This is a genomic window from Streptomyces sp. NPDC059740 (assembly GCF_042733155.1).
GTDB lineage: Bacteria > Actinomycetota > Actinomycetes > Streptomycetales > Streptomycetaceae > Streptomyces.
Genome location: NZ_JBHWGP010000011.1, coordinates 76,532 through 93,769, shown reverse-complemented (window position 1 = coordinate 93,769; position 17,238 = coordinate 76,532). Strand labels below are relative to the sequence as shown.

The following is a 17,238-nucleotide window of genomic DNA, read 5'->3' as shown; positions in this document are numbered from 1 at the left end:
CGCCGCACTCCGCACCTCCTCGGGCGCCTCGTCCGGGTCAGCCCCGCGGGTAGCGCTCCAGCCAGGCGGGGGCGGCGTGTTCGGGGTTGTGCAGGGCGGGGCCCTGCGTCATCTCCACGGCGAAGTCGTCGGCGAGTTGGAGGATGGTCGCGCGGCCCTCCAGTTCCACCAGCCAGACCGGCGGCAGCACCGTCTCACCGTGCAGGGTGCCGAGCAGGTTGCCGCAGATGGCACCGGTGGAGTCGCTGTCGCCCCCGTGGTTGACGGCGAGCAGCAGCCCGTGGCGCACGTCCTCGGCGACCAGCGCGCAGTAGACGCCGATCGCCAGCGCCTCCTCGGCCGTCCAGCCCTCGCCGAGCGCCTCGACGCGGGAGGGGTCGGGTATGCCCGCCCGCACCGCGGCCACCGCGCCCTCCAGCGCGCGTACGGTCTCCTCGTGGCCGGGTCGGGTCGCCAGCATCGTCAGGCAGGTCTGGACGGAGTCGTGCAGGTGCTCGCCCCGGGCCAGGCCGTGGACGATGACGGCGAGCGCCCCGGCGGCCAGGTAGCCGGTGGGGTGGCCGTGGGTCTGTGCGGCGCACTCGACGGCGAGCTGGAAGACCAGTCGCGGCTCCCAGCCCACCAGCAGGCCGAAGGGGGCTGAGCGCATGACGGCGCCGCACCCCTTGGAGTCGGGGTTCTTGGGCTTCTCCAGGGTGCCCATCGTCTCGTCGGCGAGCCCGTTCAGGCAGGCGCGGCCGGGGGCCCGCTGGGAGTACAGCCACTCCTCGCGGGCCAGCCAGCCGTCCTCGCTGCGGCGCTCGTCGGGGCCCCAGTCGCGCTGGGTGGCGGCCCACCGCAGGTAGGCGCGGTGGACGTCGGTGGGCGGGTGCCAGGCGCCGGTGTCGCGGCGGACCTGGGCGCGGATGAGGCCGTCCACGGTGAAGAGCGTCATCTGGGTGTCGTCGGTGACCGCGCCCCGGCGGCCGTACGCGGGGACGTAGTCGGTCACGCCCTCCGCGCCGTGCGCCTCCCGGATGGCGTTCAGCGAGGAGAACTCGATCCCCGCGCCCAACGCGTCGCCGATGGCCCCGCCCAGCAGGCAGCCGCGCACCCGGCTGCGGAAGTCCTGCTGCTCGGTGCGGCCCCAGATGGCGGTGGCCCCTGCCGCTGTGCCCACTGTGTCCCTCCCCTGGCCGACTCCCGGCGAGGGGCGCGGCGTGGCACCCGGAAGCCGCCGTTCCGGCCGATGCCGGCGCGGTGCTCCGGGAGGACCGCGAGCACCCCCGGCGAGCACTGTAATCGACCGGACGGGACCGTTCGTCAGCCGCAGGAAGCCACCGGAAGTCATCTGCGGTCATCCGCAGTCGCCGGGAGTCGCAGTTCGGTCGGAAACCCAAGTTTTCACGCAAACAGCGGGTCTCGTCTGCGGTGGTGCCCGTGGGGGTTCCGTGCGGTAGGTGCCCTCCGTGGGCCAGATCCAGCGCGTGGCCCCGGGGAGCTGCCGCGACGCCGAGCGGGTCCGCCGGCTCCCGCGGCGGCGGGCGAGCGCCGGCCGGCGCGGTCCCGGCCCTGGTCGGGGCTCATTGGGCCGACGGCCCGGTGGCCGGCCGGCCGGAGCCCGGGGCGCCGACGGGCCCGCGGTGCGGGCTTTCGTCCGGGTGCCGCTCTTCGGCGGGGCGCCGGGTGGGCAGGATCACGGCATGTCCGATTTCGAATGGGACCGCACCACGATGGCCGTGGTCGCCAGCGCGCTCGCGGGCGACAGTGACGGGGCGGTGGAGCTGCTGCGGCCCCTCTCGCAGCGGGACGTGTGCCATGTCGCCGTGCGCCTGGCCGCGATGGCGGCCGACGCCCTGATCATCGCGGCCGAGGAGACCGGCGGCGACCGCGAGGAGGCCCTGGCCCGCTGGCAGGAGCGCATCCTGCAACACGAGGTGGAGCGGGACGGGGAGCGGTAGGCCCCACCTCGACCGTTCAGCTGCCGTGCCGTGCCGTGCCGTGCTGAGCGGGGCTGAGCGGGGCTGGTTGCTGGTATCGCTTGACCGCCGGGCAGCCCGTGCCGGCCCGGGTGCCGTGCCGCCCGCCCGGCACGGCGGGCGACCCACCGCCCGGGAACCACAGGCCCACCCCCCCGGAACCACAGGCCCACCGCCCGGGAACCACAGGCCCACCGCACGCCACCGGGAACCGCAGGCCCCCCGCCCGGGGCGCGGACGGTCACGGCCGCCCGCGCCCGGCGTCCGCCCGCGCCCGGCGTCCGCCCGCGCCCGGGCCGCCCGGCCCCGCCCCGGCGGCAGCGGTCGCTCAGTCCGCCAGCGGCAGGAGTTCGGGCAGGTGACCGTCCGAGGCCGCCGCCGAGGTCTGGCGCTCGGCGGGGACCTCCCCGTACAGGGTGGTGCGCGGCCGGGCCGGACGGCCGGCGAGTTCCGCGATGGCCAGCAGGTCCTTCACCGAGCGGTAGGAGCCGTAGGAGGAGCCCGCCATGCGGGAGATGGTCTCCTCCATGAGGGTGCCGCCCAGGTCGTTGGCGCCCGAGCGCAGCATCTCGGCGGCGCCCTCGGTGCCGAGCTTGACCCAGCTGGTCTGGATGTTGGGGATGTGCGGGTGGAGCAGCAGCCGGGCCATGGCCGTCACCGCGCGGTTGTCGCGGCTGGTGGGGCCGGGCCGGGCGATGCCCGCGAGGTAGACGGGTGCGTTGGTGTGGATGAACGGCAGCGTCACGAACTCGGTGAAGCCGCCGGTCTCCTGCTGGATCGAGGCGAGCAGCCGCAGGTGCCCTAGCCAGTGGCGGGGCTGGTCGACATGGCCGTACATCATCGTCGAGGAGGAGCGGATGCCCAGCTCGTGGGCGGTCTTGATCACCTCGACCCAGGTGGCGGCGGGCAGCTTGCCCTTGGTGAGGATCCAGCGCACCTCGTCGTCGAGGATCTCCGCGGCGGTGCCCGGGATGGTGTCCAGGCCCGCCTCCTTCGCGGCGGTCAGCCACTCGCGGATGGACATGCCGGTGCGGGAGGCGCCGTTGACGACCTCCATGGGCGAGAAGGCGTGCACGTGCATGCCGGGGACGCGTTCCTTGACCGCCCGGGCGATGTCGAAGTAGGCGGTGCCGGGCAGGTCCGGGTGGATGCCGCCCTGCATGCACACCTCGACGGCGCCGACGTCCCAGGCCTGCTGGGCCCGGTCGGCGACCTGGGAGAGGGAGAGGGTGTAGGCGTCGGCGTCGGTGCGGCGCTGCGCGAAGGCGCAGAACCGGCAGCCGGTGTAGCAGACGTTGGTGAAGTTGATGTTGCGGGTGACGATGTAGGTGACGTCGTCGCCGACGGCGGACTTGCGCACGTCGTCGGCGACCCGGCACAGGGCGTCCAGGGCCGGCCCCTCGGCGTGGAAGAGGGCCAGGGCCTGTTCGTCGGTGAGGTGGGTGGGGTCGTCGGCGGCGGTGGCCAGGGCCGCGCGGACGTCGGCGTCGACGCGTTGCGGGACCATGCCGGGCGCGGCGGCCTCGCGCAGCGCGTCCCAGTCGCCGTAGACCTCGTCGAAGTCCTCGCGCCGGTCGCCGGTGCGGCCCTCGGTGTCGATGGTGGCGTGCAGGTCGGTGCGGCCGGTGCCGTCCGCCAGGGCGAAGGCCTCCTCCGGCTCCTGCCAGGGGCGGCCGGTCACCGGTGCGTCCGGGCGGGCCAGCCCGGTCTCGGGGTCGGCGAGCGCGGCGACGTGCGGGCGCAGGCGCGGGTCCAGCCAGGGCTCGCCGCGCCGCACGAACTCCGGGTAGACGCAGAGGCGTTCGCGCAACTCGAAGCCGGCGCCGGCCGACTTGGCGGCCAGCTCCTCGATCTGTGGCCAGGGGCGCTCGGGGTTGACGTGGTCGATGGTGAGCGGGGAGACCCCGCCCCAGTCGTCGATGCCGGCGCCGATCAGCCGCCCGTACTCGGAGTCGACCAGGTTCGGCGGGGCCTGAAGGCAGGCGGACGGGCCCATGATGTGGCGGGCCACGGCCACCGTGGCGACCAGGTCGTCGAGTTCGGCGTCGGGCATGCCGCGCATCGCCGTGTCCGGCTTGGCGCGGAAGTTCTGGATGATCAGCTCCTGGACGCCGTGGTAGGCCCGGGAGACCTTGCGCAGGGCGAAGAGGGACTCGGCCCGCTCCTCGTACGTCTCGCCGATGCCGATGAGCAGACCGGAGGTGAAGGGGACGGAGGAGCGCCCGGCGTCCTCCAGCACCCGCAGCCGCACCGCGGGTTCCTTGTCGGGCGAACCGTGGTGCGGGCCGCCGGGCTCGGACCACAGCCGGGTCGCGGTCGTCTCCAGCATCATGCCCATGGACGGGGCGACGGGCTTGAGGCGCTGGAAGTCCGCCCAGGTCAGTACGCCGGGGTTGAGGTGCGGGAGGAGCCCGGTCTCCTCCAGGATGCGGACGGAGACGGCGCGGACGTAGGCGATCGTGTCGTCGTAGCCGTGCGCGTCGAGCCACTCGCGCGCCTCGGGCCAGCGGTCCTCGGGCTTGTCGCCGAGGGTGATGAGGGCTTCCTTGCAGCCGAGGGCGGCTCCCTTGCGGGCGATGTCCAGCACCTCGTCGGGCGACATGAACATGCCGTGGCCGTCCCGGCGCAGCTTTCCGGGGACGGTGACGAAGGTGCAGTAGTGGCACTTGTCCCGGCAGAGCCGGGTGAGGGGGATGAAGACGCTCTTGGAGTAGGTGATGACGCCGGAGCGGCCCGCCGCCTCCAGGCCCGCGTCGCGCACCCGGGCGGCCGAGGCGCACAGGTCGCTGAGGTCCTCGCCGCGCGCCTGGAGCAGCACCGCGGCCTCGGTCGTGTCCAGCGCGACCCCGTCGCGGGCCCGGCGCAGCGCGCGGCGCATGGCGTTGGCGGCGGGCGGGGCGGGGCGGGGGGTGTTCCCGGCGGGCGCCGGCTGCCCGGTGCCGTCGGTGCCGGGCCGGGTGCTCCGGTCGCTGTCCTCGGGTCGCTGCGCTTGGGAAGTCATCCGTCGAGGATACGAAGGCACCGCGCCGACGCAGGGGGGCGACGGGACGCGTCGGGTGTGCGGCTCCTCACGTCCCGGCCAGGTCAGGGGGTGTCGGGGCGGGGTGCGGGGCTGCCGGGCGGGACGGGCGGCGTCCTGGTCCGAGCCGGCGCCGGCGGGACCTCTGGACGCCGGGCGGCGTTGGTGGTCCCGTCATCCGGTGGCAGGAGAGTGCGCTCGGACGACGCCGGGACCCGACCGGGCCGGCAGAGCAGGAGAAGCACATGAGAGACCACCAGGCCCGCACGAGCCGCCGTTCCGTGCTGGCGACAGGAGCCGCCGCGGCCCTTACGCTGTCGACGGTGAGTTTCGCTGACGCGGCAGAGGCCGGCGCTGCGGGCGCCGAGGAGGGTGCCACGCGCACCCGTACCGTCCGGGGGCGCCTGGCGGCCGGGGCGGCCGACTTCGTCTACGTGCCCGTCGAGGTGCCGCCCGGGGTGCGGCAGTTGGCGGTGTCCTACAGCTACGACCGGCCGGAGGTGCCCGCCGGCACCCAGGGCAACGCCTGCGACGTCGGGCTCTTCGACGAGCGGGGCACGGCGCTGGGCTCGGCGGGGTTCCGCGGCTGGTCCGGGGGCGCCCGCACCGAGTTCTTCGTCCGCGCCGACGAGGCGACGCCCGGCTACGTGGCGGGGCCCGTGGGCGCCGGTACCTGGCACGTGGTGCTCGGCCCGTACACCGTCGCACCGCAGGGCATGGCGTACGAGGTGACCGTGGCGCTCACCTTCGGGGAGGCGGGGCGCACGCCGCGGCCGGTCTACCCGCCGCGGCGGGCACGGGGCCGCGGCCGGGCCTGGTACCGGGGCGACAACCACCTGCACACCGTCCACTCCGACGGGAAGTACACCCCGGCGGACATCGCCGCCCTGGCGCGCCGCGCGGGGCTGGACTTCGTCACCAGCTCCGACCACAACACCCACACGGCGCACGGGGCGTGGCAGGGGCTGTGGGGTGAGGACCTGCTGGTCATCACGGGTGAGGAGATCACCACCCGCAACGGTCACGTGCTGGCGATGGGGGTGGAGCCGGGCACCTGGATCGACTGGCGCTACCGGGCCCGGGACAACGCCTTCGGCCGGTACGCGCAGCAGGTGCGCCGGGCGGGCGGGCTGGTGATCCCCGCGCATCCGCACGCCACCTGTGTGGGCTGCAACTGGAAGTTCGGGTTCAACGAGGCCGACGCGGTGGAGGTGTGGAACGGCCCGTTCACGCCGGACGACGAGGTCACGGTGGCCGAGTGGGACAACACGCTCGTCGCCTACGCGCAGGGCCGCCGCGGCGGCTGGCTGCCGGGGGTGGGGCACAGCGACGCGCACCGCGACCCGGACGTGGTGGGACTGCCGCAGACGGTGGTGCTGGCCGAGGACCTGTCCGTCCCCGCGATCCAGGACGGCATCCGGGCCGGGCGGGTGTGGATCGCCGAGTCCGCCGCGGTCGACCTGGCGTTCTCGGCGTCGGGGGAACACGGTGAGCACGCGGGGATCGGCGAGCGGCTGCGGGTGGCCGACGGTACGGGGGTGGCCCTCTCGCTGCGGGTGGCGGGCGCGGCGGGTTGCTCGGTGCGGTTCGTCACCGACCAGGGGGTGCGCCACGAGCAGGCACTGCCGGACTCGGGGGAGGCGACGGTGGTCTGGCGGACCACGCCCGGCAACGCCGCCTACGTCCGCGCGGAGGTCCGGCACCCTGCGGCCGGTGGCCCGTTGCCGGGTGCGATGGCGGCGATGACCAACCCGGTCTTCCTCGGCGAGTGGTGAGGGGCGCACCGGCACGGTGGGGCGGTGCGCCGGGCGGCGGCGGAGGGCGGCGGCGCCCGGCCGGCGGTGGCCGGACTCGGCCGTCTCCTCGTCTCTCGCGCCGAGAACCGAACGTTCTCGGCCACCGCGTGGCGCGTTGTCCTCGGTGCGTCGGGCGGGTGCCGGTCACGTTCGCCGACGAAGCGGAAGCTTTGTGAACGGCTCCCGCCCGCTGATGACGTAAGCGCGCATGACAGGGCAGACTGACCCTTCGGAAGTTGGCCCGGAGGGCGGGGACACCATGACCGAGGACCCAGGGAGGGAGCCTCTCCGCTTCGCCGTGCTCGGTCCCGTCCGAGCCTGGCGCGCCGAGGCTCCGCTGGCCACCGGCTCCCCTCAGCAGCGTGCCCTGCTCGCCGCGCTCCTGCTGCGCGGCCCGCGCACCGCGACGGTGTCGGAGCTGGTGGACGCGCTGTGGGGGGAGGAGCCGCCGCCGGCCGCGGTGGCGGCCCTGCGCACCTACGCCTCACGGCTGCGCAAGACCTTCGGCGCCGACGCCGCGATACTCGTCAGCGAGTCCGGCGGCTACGCGCTGCGTCCCGCCCCCGACCGGCCGCTGGTCCTCGACGCGGACCTCGCGGAGCAGTACGCGCTGGAGGCCGAGAAGGCGCGGGCCCTGGGGGACCGGGCGGGTGCCCGGTCCCGGCTGGCCGACGCGCTGGGGCTGTGGGACGGTGAGGTGCTGGCCGGGGTGCCGGGCCCGTTCGCCGAGACGCAGCGGGCGCGGCTGGCGGAGCGCCGGCTGACGCTGCTGGAGGCCAGGCTCGCCCTCGACCTCGACCTCGGTGACCACGCGGAGGCCGTGGCCGAACTGACCGCTCTGACGGCGGCGCACCCGCTGCGGGAGCGGTTGCGGGAGCTGCTGATGCTGGCGCTCTACCGCGGGGGCCGGCAGGCGGAGGCGCTGGCGGTGTACACCGACACCCGGCGGCTGCTCGCCGACGAACTCGGGGTGGACCCCTGCGCGACGCTGACCGACCTGCACCAGCGGATGCTGCGCGCGGACCCGGCGCTGGCGGGGGCTCCGGCGCCGGTCGGGGAGGCTACGCTCCCCGCGCTGCCGGCGCCGCGGCAACTGCCCGCAGCCGTCGCCGACTTCACCGGCCGGACGGGGTTCGTCTCGGAACTGGGCGAACAGCTCGCCTCCGCGGAGGGCCGGGTGATGGCGGTCTCGGCGGTGGCGGGGATAGGCGGCGTGGGGAAGACGACGCTCGCCGTGCACGTGGCGCACGCCGCCGCGGAGCGGTTCCCCGACGGCCAGCTCTACGCCGACCTCCAGGGCGCCGGCCCCACCCCGGCGGCGCCCGGTACCGTGCTCGGCGCCTTCCTGCGGGCCCTGGGGGTACCGCAGTCGGCGGTGCCCGAGAACCTGGAGGAACGCGCGGCCCTGTACCGCTCCACGCTGGCGGGCCGCCGCGTCCTGACCCTGCTGGACGACGCCCGGGACGCCGCCCAGGTCCGGCCGCTGCTGCCGGGCACCGAGGGCTGCGCGGCGCTGGTCACCTCCCGGGCGCGCATGGCGGACCTGGAGGGCGCGCACCTGGTCGACCTGGACGTGATGACCACCGACGAGGCGCTGACCCTGTTCACCCGGATCGTCGGCGCCGACCGGGCCGGGGTGGAACGCGAGGCCGCGCTGGACGTCGTGGCGGCCTGCGGTTTCCTTCCGCTGGCCATCCGCATCGCCGCGTCCCGGCTGGCCGCACGCCGCAACTGGACCGTCTCCCTGCTCGCCGGGAAGCTGGCCGACGAGCGGCGCCGGCTGGACGAGCTGCGCGTCGGGGACCTGGCGGTGAAGGCCACCTTCGAGCTGGGTTACAGCCAGTTGGAGCCCGTCCAGGCCCGCGCCTTCCGCCTGCTGGGCCTGGCGGAGGGCCCGGACGTCTCGCTGGCCGCCGCGGCGGCGCTGCTGGACCTGGACCAGGACACGGCCGAGGAACTGGTGGAGTCGCTCGTCGACGTCAGCCTGCTGGAGGTCTCCTCACCCGGCCGCTACCGCTTCCACGACCTGGTGCGGCTCTTCGCCCGGGCGTGCGCCGAGCGGGACGAGCAGCCCTCGGAGCAGGAGGCGGCGCTGCGGCGGTTGCTGGACTTCTACCTGGCCACGGCGGTACGAGTGCACGCCCTGGAGGAGTCCGACGACTGGTTGGCCGGCCACCTGCTCACCTCGACCACCCCGGGGCTGGACTTTCCCGACGGGGACGCGGCACTGCGGTGGATGTACTCCGAGGGACGCTGTCTGCTCTCCTGTGCCATGCAGTCGACAGGGCGCACATCGGTGCGCCGCGCCGTTGACCTGTTGTTGGCCGCCGACTATCTCGCCGAGGCCGGTGAGGACGCCCTTCAGTACAAGAGTGCGGCCAAGACGCTGCTGACGGCCGCGCAACGGCACGAGGACGTGGTGGCGCAGGCCAGAGCCCACATCGTGCTCTCCACCACGCACACCGTGGCGGGCAGGCTGGACATCGCCGACACGCACGCCACGTCTGCGATGCTGCTGGGAGCGGCCGCACAGGACGGGTTCGCCACCTCGCAGGCGGCAAACGAGCGGGGCGTCAACGCCATCGCGTCGGGGCGGTACGAGGATGCTCAGGCTTACCTGGAGCAGGCGCTCGACGCCTTCCGTGAGATGGGCAACGTGCAGTCGGTGGCCGCCGCGCTGAGCAACCTCGCCCGCGCCCACCTGGGTGCAGGCCGGGTGGGACAGGCGGTGGAGCTGGCCCAGGAGAGTGTGGACATCTACCGCAGCACGGAGGCGAGCGTCCGGCTGGCCAACGGCCTGTACTCGCTCGGTATCGCCCTCAACCAGGCGGACCAGCGGGAGGCTGCCGTCGCGCGGCTGGAGGAGGGGCTGAAGATCTTCCTGGCGTGCGGTCAGCCCTTCTGGGCAGCCATGACGAGGATGCGTCTGGCGGAGGTGCTGCTCCAGGCCGGTTCGAGCGCTGAGGCGGCAGTGCGGGCAGAGCAGGCACTGGCCACCCTCGGCCCCTCCGGGGCGCCCCGCTGGCGCGCCGACATCCTGACCCTCCACGGCCGGACGCTCCACGAGCTGGGGCAGCGGGAGCGGGCCATGGTCCGATGGCGGGACGCCCTGGCCCTCTACGAGGAGATGGGCTCGCCCCGCAGCGCGGAGGTCGCAGGCTTGCTCTCCCGCGCTCCTTCGCCGAGCATGTGACAGCCTCTCCGGGACGACGTTTATCTTTCGTTCATCCCCTGCGCGGATAGTGGTGCACAAGCCAGTCGACGACGGGGGGACGGGGGAACGTCGACACGGCCAGGTCTCCGCCCTCCTGTCGGGCGGAGACAACCGCCCGTCCGGCGGCCCTCGGGGGAGTCGCCGGGCGGGCGGTTCTGTTGCATACAACGGAAGGACAGCGAGGAACATGAGCCCACAGGACAAGGTGACCGGTACGGCGGAGAAGACGGACGAGCACCTGCACACCGTCAACAGCCACTCGCCCATCGCCGCGCCTCGCAAGCCGCTCGACGACGACCTCCGCACCGTCAACAGCCACTCACCCATCGCCGCACCCCGCAAGCCGCTCGACGACGACCTCCGCACCGTCAACAGCCACTCACCCATCGCCGCACCCCGCACCGCGGAGCAGGCCGGGGACGAGGGCGCCACGGCAGTTCCCCACCCGGCACACGCGGCCGACCCGGCCGACGAGGCCGGCGAGCCCGAGGCCGCCCCGGTGGCCTGAGCGCACGCAGCGGGCTCACCGAGGTGGGCCGCGCCCGGACGGGACGAGGGATCGGTGTCGCCCGCACGTACGCCCCCGCGGGGGAGTGGCAGTACGTGGCCGGGGCCGAGCGGCCCGTCAGTTCCTGTGGTGGCCCGGGGCCGTGTGCCCCGGGCCACCGCCGTGTCCGGGCCCCGCCACGTCCGGACCCCGCCGTCTGGCAGCGCCCGGCGCCCGGCCGTAGCGTCGGGGAGTGCGTACCCGGACGGGGCGCGGGACGAGGGGGAGGGACGACGGAAGCGAGGCGACGCCGGTGGTCCGCAACCTTCTCGGGTCACTGATCGCCCTGGCCGGGGCGGTCGCCGCCCTGTGGAGCCCGTTCCGTCCCTGGTACAACGGGCGCCTCGGCAGCTCGGTGCGCATCGAGGACGTCGTGAACGGCATCACCCGCACCGAGGCCGGCCTGTTCGGCTCCCTGCTGCTGCCGATGCTGTTCGCGGCGCTGGTGACGCTCCTGGGGCTCTTCCTTCGCTCGCGGGCGCTGGTGACCCTCGCCGGGCTCGTGGTGCTCGCCGTGACCGTGCTGTGGATGGTCCGTCAGGGGCAGGCGGCGGGCGGCCTGAGCGTGGGCAGCGGCGGGCGGGGGCTGGGGGTGGGTGTGGGCACGGCCGCCGTGGCGGGTTTCCTGCTGCTGCTGGCGGCGGCGGTGATGCGCGGCCGCACCCGGTACCGGCGGCGTGGCGCCGGGCGTCGCCGCGAGGCCGCTGAGCCCTACCCCGAGGTGACCTCCTACGGCGGTTACCGCGACTACGACGACCAGGGCTACCCCGTCGGTCCGCCGGCGCGTCAGGACTGGGGCCACCAGGGGGAGGGCGGGCCCGCGCCCGCGGCCGGCGGCTGGGCCGAGGGCGGGCAGGGCCACCCCGGGCCCGGTCCCGGCACCGCGGGCCCCCAGGCGCCCTACGGGCAGCCCTACGAGCCCTACTCCCCCCAGGCCCCCTACGGCCGTCATCCGGCCGACGAGGGGGCCGGCCGTCCACCCGCGTCCGACGCCCCGACCCCGCCTGCGCCGTGGTCACCGGTGGCGCCCCCGGACCAGGGCCCTCCCGCGGTGCAGGAGCCCCGGCCCGGCCCCGCGGAGTCCGGCCGGGCACCCGCCGCGGACGGAGCCGGCCCGCCGGCCGCTGCCGGGGACGCGGAGAGCACGCAGCAGCTCCCGCGGGTGCCGCCGGCAGGTGCCGGGCCGCAGCACGGGGGCGACCGTCCGGCGCCGCCGGGCTCCACCGGGGCGACGGCCCGCCCGGCCACCGGGAGCCGTGGGCGGCACGCGCCGCGCCTGTGGTGGGGCAGCGACCAGGACCACTCCCGCGACGAGGAGGAGGACGGGCCGCCCTGACGCCGCGCCGGGCCACGTCGGCCAAGCCGGTGGCCGGCCACCGCCCGCCGTCAGGTGCCGGCCGCTCCCCGGCCGCACGAGGGGCCCGGGACGGCCGGACGCAGGGCCGTCAGCGGCCGGTGCCCTTGGCCGCGTCCAGGGCGTAGACGCAGTGGTCCTTGCTGCACGCGTACACCACCCCGCCGGTGACCACGGGCGCCCCGGTGATCTCCCCGCCGGTCTCCAGCTTCCAGCGCAGCTGCCCGCCCCTGGCGTCCAGGGTGTAGAGGCAGTGGTCGGCGGCACCGAAGTGCAGCCGGCCCTCCGCGGCGACGGGGGCGCCCACCACGGTCCCCCCTGCCTGGAAACGCCACCGCGGGGTCCCCGTGACGGTGTCCAGGGTGTAGACCGCGGAGCCGCTGCCGAGGTGGAGCGCGCCGTCGGCGACGAGCACCGGCTCGGTGGACTGGCGGGGCTCGGTGGCGATCCGCCAGCGGTCGCGTCCGTCGGCGGCGTCGAGGGCGTAGACGGTGCCGAGGTAGTCCGCGAGGTAGACCCCGCCGCCGGTCACGGCCGGACCGGGGACGAAGGCGGGCCGGCTGTAGAAGGCAGCCGGCGCCTCGAACCGCCACCGCAGGTCGCCGCGGGCCGCGTCGAGGGCGAGGACGCGGGTGCCCGCCGAGACGTAGACGGCGCCGTCGGAGGCGGGCAGCAGCCGCACCGGGGCGCCCGCGCAGGCCTCGACGCTCCCCACCGGGTAGGACCAGCGTTCGGCGCCGGTGCGGGCGTCCAGCGCCTTGAGACGGTCGTCGAGCCAGGCGTAGACGGTGCCCTCGTGGAGGAGCGCGGCGGCGGTCTGCGGGGTCTCGAACTCGGTCGGGAGGCCCGTGGTGCGCCACAGCGGTTCGCCGGTGGCCGCCTCCCACCCCTGAAGGGTGCCGCCACGGGCGCAGGTCACCACGGTGCCGTTGCCGGCGCTCAGCGCGTACACCCAGCCGTCGGCGCCCACCCGCCACCAGTCGGTGCCCTCGACGGCGTCCAGGGCGTACAGGCTCGGGCCGTCGGTGGCGTGGACGCGGCCTTCGGCGACCGCCATGGTCCAGGCGACCTCGCGGGACTTGAAGCGGCGTCGCCCACTGGCGGTGTCGAGGGCGTGCACCTCGAAGGAGGTGACGTAGAGGAGGTCGTCGACGACGACGGGGGTGCCCCACACGTCGTTGGACATCCGGAAGCGCCACGGCCGCCACCGGCCGGCGCCCTCCGCCTCGGCCGGTACCGCGGGCGCGGGGGGCGTCGTCGGCGGGCCGGGGCGGGCGGGCTGGTCGCCGGGGCCCTGCCGGGGTGAGGGCGGGCCGCCGTGGCGCGGGGCGGGGCGCGCTCCGGGCGGACGGACCCAGTCGGTGGCCACGTCGGCGCCGTGCGCTCTGGCCTGCGGGTCGGTGGCCCGGGGGCCGGGCCCGATCTGCGAGCCGCCGCCGAGCCGGACACCGCCGCCGGGGGCGGAGCCGGTGGGCGGGGCGGTGGGCGGAGGGCCCAGTGGGGCGGCGGGGGCTGCGGTGCGCGGGTCCACGCCGCGTCGCGCGCCCGGCCCGAGACCGCCGGCCCAGCCCTCGGCGCCGGCGGGCCCGGTGCCGGCTGCCGGCTGGGCCCCGGCCGGCGCGGGGGCAGCGGCCCGCGGGCCGGGCGGGGCGACCGGGGGTTGCGAGGGCGGCGGCGGGACGGCGGGCGGCAGTTGCGGCGGCAGGGGCCGCGCCGGGGCCTCGGCGGGGCCGGCGCCGTTGGCCGAGGGGGCGGTGCGGCCGTTGCGGCGCGCCTCGATCAGGGTGACGGCGGTGGGCGGCAACCAGGCCGATGCGGTGCCGCTGTCGTCCGAACCCGAGCCGAACAGGTGGGGGGCGAGCTGCGACTGGAGGTCGGCCGGGGTGGGGCGCTCGGCGGCCTCCCGGCGCAGGCAGGACTCGATGAGCGGCCGCAGCTCCTCGGGCAGGCCCGTCAGGTCGGGGCCCTCCCGCAACAGCATGAAGACCGTCTCCACCGGGTTGCCGCCGCGGTAGGGGGCGTGGCCGGTGGCGGCGAAGACGAGGGTGGAGGCCAGGGAGAAGACGTCACTGGCGCCGGTGACGCTGCGGGAGTCGGTGGCCTGCTCCGGCGACATGTAGGCGGGGGTGCCCACGGCCACGTTGGTCATCGTCAGGCGGGTGTTGGAGACACCACTGGCGATGCCGAAGTCGATCACCCGGGGGCCGTCCTCCATCACCAGGACGTTGGACGGCTTGAGGTCGCGGTGGACCAGCCCGGCACCGTGGATGGACTGCAGCGCCTCGGCCACGCCGGCCGCCAGCCAGCGCACGGCCTGGGCCGGCAACGGGCCGCACTCGCCGACGATCTCCTCCAGCGAGGGAGCCGGCACGTAGGCGGTGGCGAGCCAGGGAACGGCGGCACGGGGATCGGCGTCGACGACGGCAGCGGTGTAGAAGCCGCTGACCGCCCGGGCCGCCTCCACCTCGCGGGTGAAGCGGACGCGGAACAACTGGTCCTCGGCGAGTTCCGTGCGGACCGTCTTGATGGCGACCCGTCGTCCCGACGCCGACCGCGCCAGATAGACCAGCCCCATGCCGCCGGCACCGAGACGGCCGAGCACCTCGAACGGGCCGATCCGGCGCGGATCGTGCTGCGTAAGCTGCTGCACCTTGCCTGCCACCTCCCCGTGGGGCGTTGCCAATGATCCTGCCACCCACGGGCGGGCCGTGGTCGCGGCCACGGCCCGGTCCGCCGTCGGTCGCTGCGCCCCGGACCGTCGAGGGGCCTCGCCCCGTGCGGTGTTCCACCACCTGGCCCACGACGGCCGCAGGCTTCCTGATTCTTCCTGGCGGGGACGGCGCACACGCAGGCGGGGGCGGCCCGTGGCGCGCCCGAGCCGGCCGCCCGCTCCCGCATCTCCCGCCCTCCCCTGCGTTACCCGCGGTTAACGGTGTCCTCGCCTCCGCCCGGCCTGCGCGCGGCACCGGTTGATCCACCGCTGCCGCCACACCCCACCTGGTGCGAACTTACACGTCACCTACGACGCTCACCCCCACCTTCCCCACCCGTCACCCTGCCCGGGTGGCCGTCCCGGGGGCCCGGCCCCGTCCGGTGCGCGCGTCACCGCCATCGCCTCAGGGCCCCGACCGCCGCCGGGGACCGGCCACCGGGCCCCTCGTCACCGAAACGGCGTACCCGCCGTCCGGGCCGGGCCCCGGCCCGGCGTGCGCCACGGCCGGCGGGCGCTCCCCCGCGCCCCCGCCACGGCGAAAGGAACCGCTCCGCCCGTGAACGCGACGGACCTCCGCCGGGTTTTTCCGCCGGTAATCACCGGCGCGCGCACAGGAAAGGAACGGATAACCACGGCAGCTCTCGCGCCCTCTCGCCCCATTTGCATGCGGCCGAATAGCGCGCCGCCCCCTCATCGATAAGCTGACGACATGACAGGACAAGTGCGAACCGTAGACGGGAGAGTTGCGGGCCGCCGTGGTCAGGCAACTCGGCAAAAGCTGCTCGACTGCCTCAGCGACATGCTCAGTTCGTCTCCCTACCGGGACGTCAAGGTGATCGACGTCGCCCGGAAGGCGGGCACTTCACCGGCCACGTTCTACCAGTACTTCCCCGACGTCGAAGGGGCAGTGCTGGAGCTCGCCGAGGAGATGGCCCGGGAGGCCGCCTCCCTGAGCGAACTGGTCGAGGGGCGGTCGTGGACCGGCAAGGCCGGCTGGCAGACCGCGGAGGACCTGGTGGACGGGTTCCTGTCGTTCTGGCGCAAGAACGACGCGATCCTGCGCGTGGTCGACCTGGGCGCGGCCGAGGGCGACAAGCGCTTCAACCGCATCCGCACCAGGATCCTCACCACCGTGACCAACTCCCTCACCGAGTCGATCACGGAGCTCCAGGCCAAGCGGCGGGTGGACAAGGACGTCAGCGCACCGGCGATGTCCGCTGCCCTGGTCTCCATGCTCTCCGCCGTGGCCGGACACCAGAAAGGTTTCTCCAGCGTCGGCGTCAAGCAGTCGGAACTGCGGCCCACGCTGGCGCTCCTGGTGCACCTCGGCGTGACCGGGAAGAAGCCGACCCGCTGATCCCCCGCGGCCGGCGAGGGGTTCGGCGGCAGGTCGAGGAACACCTCGCGTAAAACGCCGCGAGCCGCACCGGCACACCGGACCGGAAGGACGCGCACCCGGCCACCCGCCCCGACCGGAACACCGGCGCACGGAAATCCCGGCCGCCGGCACCCGAACAGCGGAACACCGAATCCAGGTCGCCCGGACCCGAACACCGGAACACCGGAACACCGAATCCAGGTCGCCCGGACCGGAACACCGGGAGATCATCGGGAAACACCTCAACCGACTTGTCCGGCAGCGACCGAACACACGCGCCCCTCACCCTCGGCAATTCTCCGGCACGGCCTGCCAGGAAATGCGAAGAGCGCACCGGGACAGTAATGTCCCGCAATTCCCGCCGTCATCGCCCGCCTCCTGCGCACCGGACCGGCCGGCGGCTGCGGCCCGCCCACGCCCGCCCGTCCGCGCTGCGGCGTACGCCTTGTCCTGCCCTACGCTCGCGTCCATGACCGAGCACACTCCGCGCGCCACCGGGCCCGAGCACGACAACCCCTCACCCGCCCCGGCCCGATCCACCGCCGGCCAGGAGCGTCCGGTCTGCGATGTCGGCGTACTGGCCCGCCGCCTGCCGGTCTGGGAGCACCCGCTGCCGGACTTCGATCCCGACGGCGCCCCGGACGAGCCGGTGGCACTGTTCCGGGAGTGGTTCCGGCACGCCGCCGAGGCGGGGGTGCCCGAACCGCAGTCGATGACGCTGGCGACCGCCGGTGCGGACGGGGAACCCGACGCGCGCGTCGTGGTGCTGCACGAGGCGGACGAGGCGGGCTGGCACTTCGCCTCCCACCGCGACAGCGCCAAGGGCCGTGACCTCGCCGAACGGCCGCATGCCGCCCTGTGCTTCTACTGGCCGCGGGTGGGGCGTCAGGTGCGGGTGCGCGGTCCGGTGGCCACCGCCTCCGAGCAGGCGAGCAGCGCCGACCTGCACAGGCGCTCCCCGGGCGCCCTCGCCGCCGCGCTCGTGGGCCGGCAGAGCCGCCCCCTGGGCTCGGCGGGGGAGTTGGCGCGGGCTTCGCAGGACGCCTGGGAGCAGGCCCACCGGGATCCGGGTGCACCGGTGCCGAGGTGGACGCTCTACACCCTGCGCCCGGCCGAGGTGGAGTTCTTCCAGGGGGACGCCCGGTACCGCCGGCACGTCCGGCTGCTCTACCGCCGCTCCCCCAAGGGCTGGCGCCGCGGTCTGCTCTGGCCCTGAACACCCGCGCTCCCGGCCCGTCCTGTCCTGGCCTGCCCTGCGC

Annotated in this window: 10 protein-coding genes; 7 read left to right on the top strand and 3 right to left on the bottom strand. The window is 75.2% G+C overall.

Annotated elements, in window-relative coordinates:
• Positions 1-37: 37 nt before the first annotated feature.
• Entirely contained in the window at positions 38-1,159 is a 1,122-nt protein-coding gene (locus ACFV3R_RS15835) for an ADP-ribosylglycohydrolase family protein (RefSeq protein WP_385581906.1), read from the bottom strand.
• A 523-nt stretch (positions 1,160-1,682) separates the two neighbouring features.
• On the opposite strand from ACFV3R_RS15835, the gene ACFV3R_RS15830 reads away from it, so the two are divergent.
• Complete coding sequence (locus ACFV3R_RS15830) at positions 1,683-1,940, top strand: hypothetical protein (RefSeq protein WP_385581903.1); 258 nt, start codon at positions 1,683-1,685, stop codon at positions 1,938-1,940.
• 346 nt (positions 1,941-2,286) lie between these two features.
• Here the strand turns inward: ACFV3R_RS15830 and ACFV3R_RS15825 are convergent, their stop codons facing one another.
• The gene (locus ACFV3R_RS15825; RefSeq protein WP_385582240.1) at positions 2,287-4,836 is read right to left on the bottom strand and encodes a bifunctional FO biosynthesis protein CofGH; all 2,550 of its coding nucleotides are present in this window, start codon (positions 4,834-4,836) and stop codon (positions 2,287-2,289) included.
• Between the two features lie 386 nt (positions 4,837-5,222).
• Here ACFV3R_RS15825 and ACFV3R_RS15820 point away from each other — a divergent pair, with 386 nt between their 5' ends.
• The 4 genes from ACFV3R_RS15820 to ACFV3R_RS15805 all read left to right on the top strand — a co-directional run bounded on the left by ACFV3R_RS15820 (position 5,223) and on the right by ACFV3R_RS15805 (position 11,870).
• On the top strand, positions 5,223-6,752 hold the full coding sequence (locus ACFV3R_RS15820) for a CehA/McbA family metallohydrolase (RefSeq protein ID WP_385581900.1): 1,530 nt from the start codon (positions 5,223-5,225) through the stop codon (positions 6,750-6,752).
• A 280-nt stretch (positions 6,753-7,032) separates the two neighbouring features.
• Positions 7,033-9,966: a BTAD domain-containing putative transcriptional regulator gene (locus ACFV3R_RS15815; RefSeq protein ID WP_385581898.1), complete on the top strand. Its 2,934-nt coding sequence runs from the start codon at positions 7,033-7,035 to the stop codon at positions 9,964-9,966.
• A gap of 208 nt (positions 9,967-10,174) precedes the next feature.
• A complete protein-coding gene (locus ACFV3R_RS15810; protein ID WP_385581895.1) occupies positions 10,175-10,495 on the top strand; it encodes a hypothetical protein in 321 nt (106 codons plus the stop codon).
• 292 nt (positions 10,496-10,787) lie between these two features.
• On the top strand, positions 10,788-11,870 hold the full coding sequence (locus ACFV3R_RS15805; RefSeq protein ID WP_385581892.1) for a hypothetical protein: 1,083 nt from the start codon (positions 10,788-10,790) through the stop codon (positions 11,868-11,870).
• Positions 11,871-11,979: 109 nt separating this feature from the next.
• On the opposite strand, the gene ACFV3R_RS15800 is transcribed toward ACFV3R_RS15805, so the two are convergent.
• Positions 11,980-14,538, bottom strand: a complete 2,559-nt coding sequence (locus tag ACFV3R_RS15800; protein ID WP_385581890.1) for a PQQ-binding-like beta-propeller repeat protein — start codon at positions 14,536-14,538, stop codon at positions 11,980-11,982.
• Positions 14,539-15,310: 772 nt separating this feature from the next.
• Here ACFV3R_RS15800 and ACFV3R_RS15795 point away from each other — a divergent pair.
• Together ACFV3R_RS15795 and ACFV3R_RS15790 are read left to right on the top strand one after the other, a co-directional pair.
• Positions 15,311-15,958, top strand: coding sequence for a TetR family transcriptional regulator (locus ACFV3R_RS15795; protein WP_385581887.1), 648 nt, complete (start codon positions 15,311-15,313; stop codon positions 15,956-15,958).
• 490 nt (positions 15,959-16,448) lie between these two features.
• A complete protein-coding gene (locus tag ACFV3R_RS15790) occupies positions 16,449-17,195 on the top strand; it encodes a pyridoxal 5'-phosphate synthase (RefSeq protein ID WP_385581884.1) in 747 nt (248 codons plus the stop codon).
• Positions 17,196-17,238 lie beyond the last annotated feature (43 nt).

Coding starts and splice junctions, on each gene's coding strand:
- ACFV3R_RS15810 (WP_385581895.1), top strand. CDS start 10,175: ATGAGCCCACAGGACAAGGTGACCGGTACGGCGGAGAAGACGGACGAG.
- ACFV3R_RS15790 (WP_385581884.1), top strand. CDS start 16,449: ATGACCGAGCACACTCCGCGCGCCACCGGGCCCGAGCACGACAACCCC.
- ACFV3R_RS15795 (WP_385581887.1), top strand. CDS start 15,311: ATGACAGGACAAGTGCGAACCGTAGACGGGAGAGTTGCGGGCCGCCGT.
- ACFV3R_RS15825 (WP_385582240.1), bottom strand. CDS start 4,836: ATGCGCCGCGCGCTGCGCCGGGCCCGCGACGGGGTCGCGCTGGACACG.
- ACFV3R_RS15820 (WP_385581900.1), top strand. CDS start 5,223: ATGAGAGACCACCAGGCCCGCACGAGCCGCCGTTCCGTGCTGGCGACA.
- ACFV3R_RS15815 (WP_385581898.1), top strand. CDS start 7,033: ATGACCGAGGACCCAGGGAGGGAGCCTCTCCGCTTCGCCGTGCTCGGT.
- ACFV3R_RS15830 (WP_385581903.1), top strand. CDS start 1,683: ATGTCCGATTTCGAATGGGACCGCACCACGATGGCCGTGGTCGCCAGC.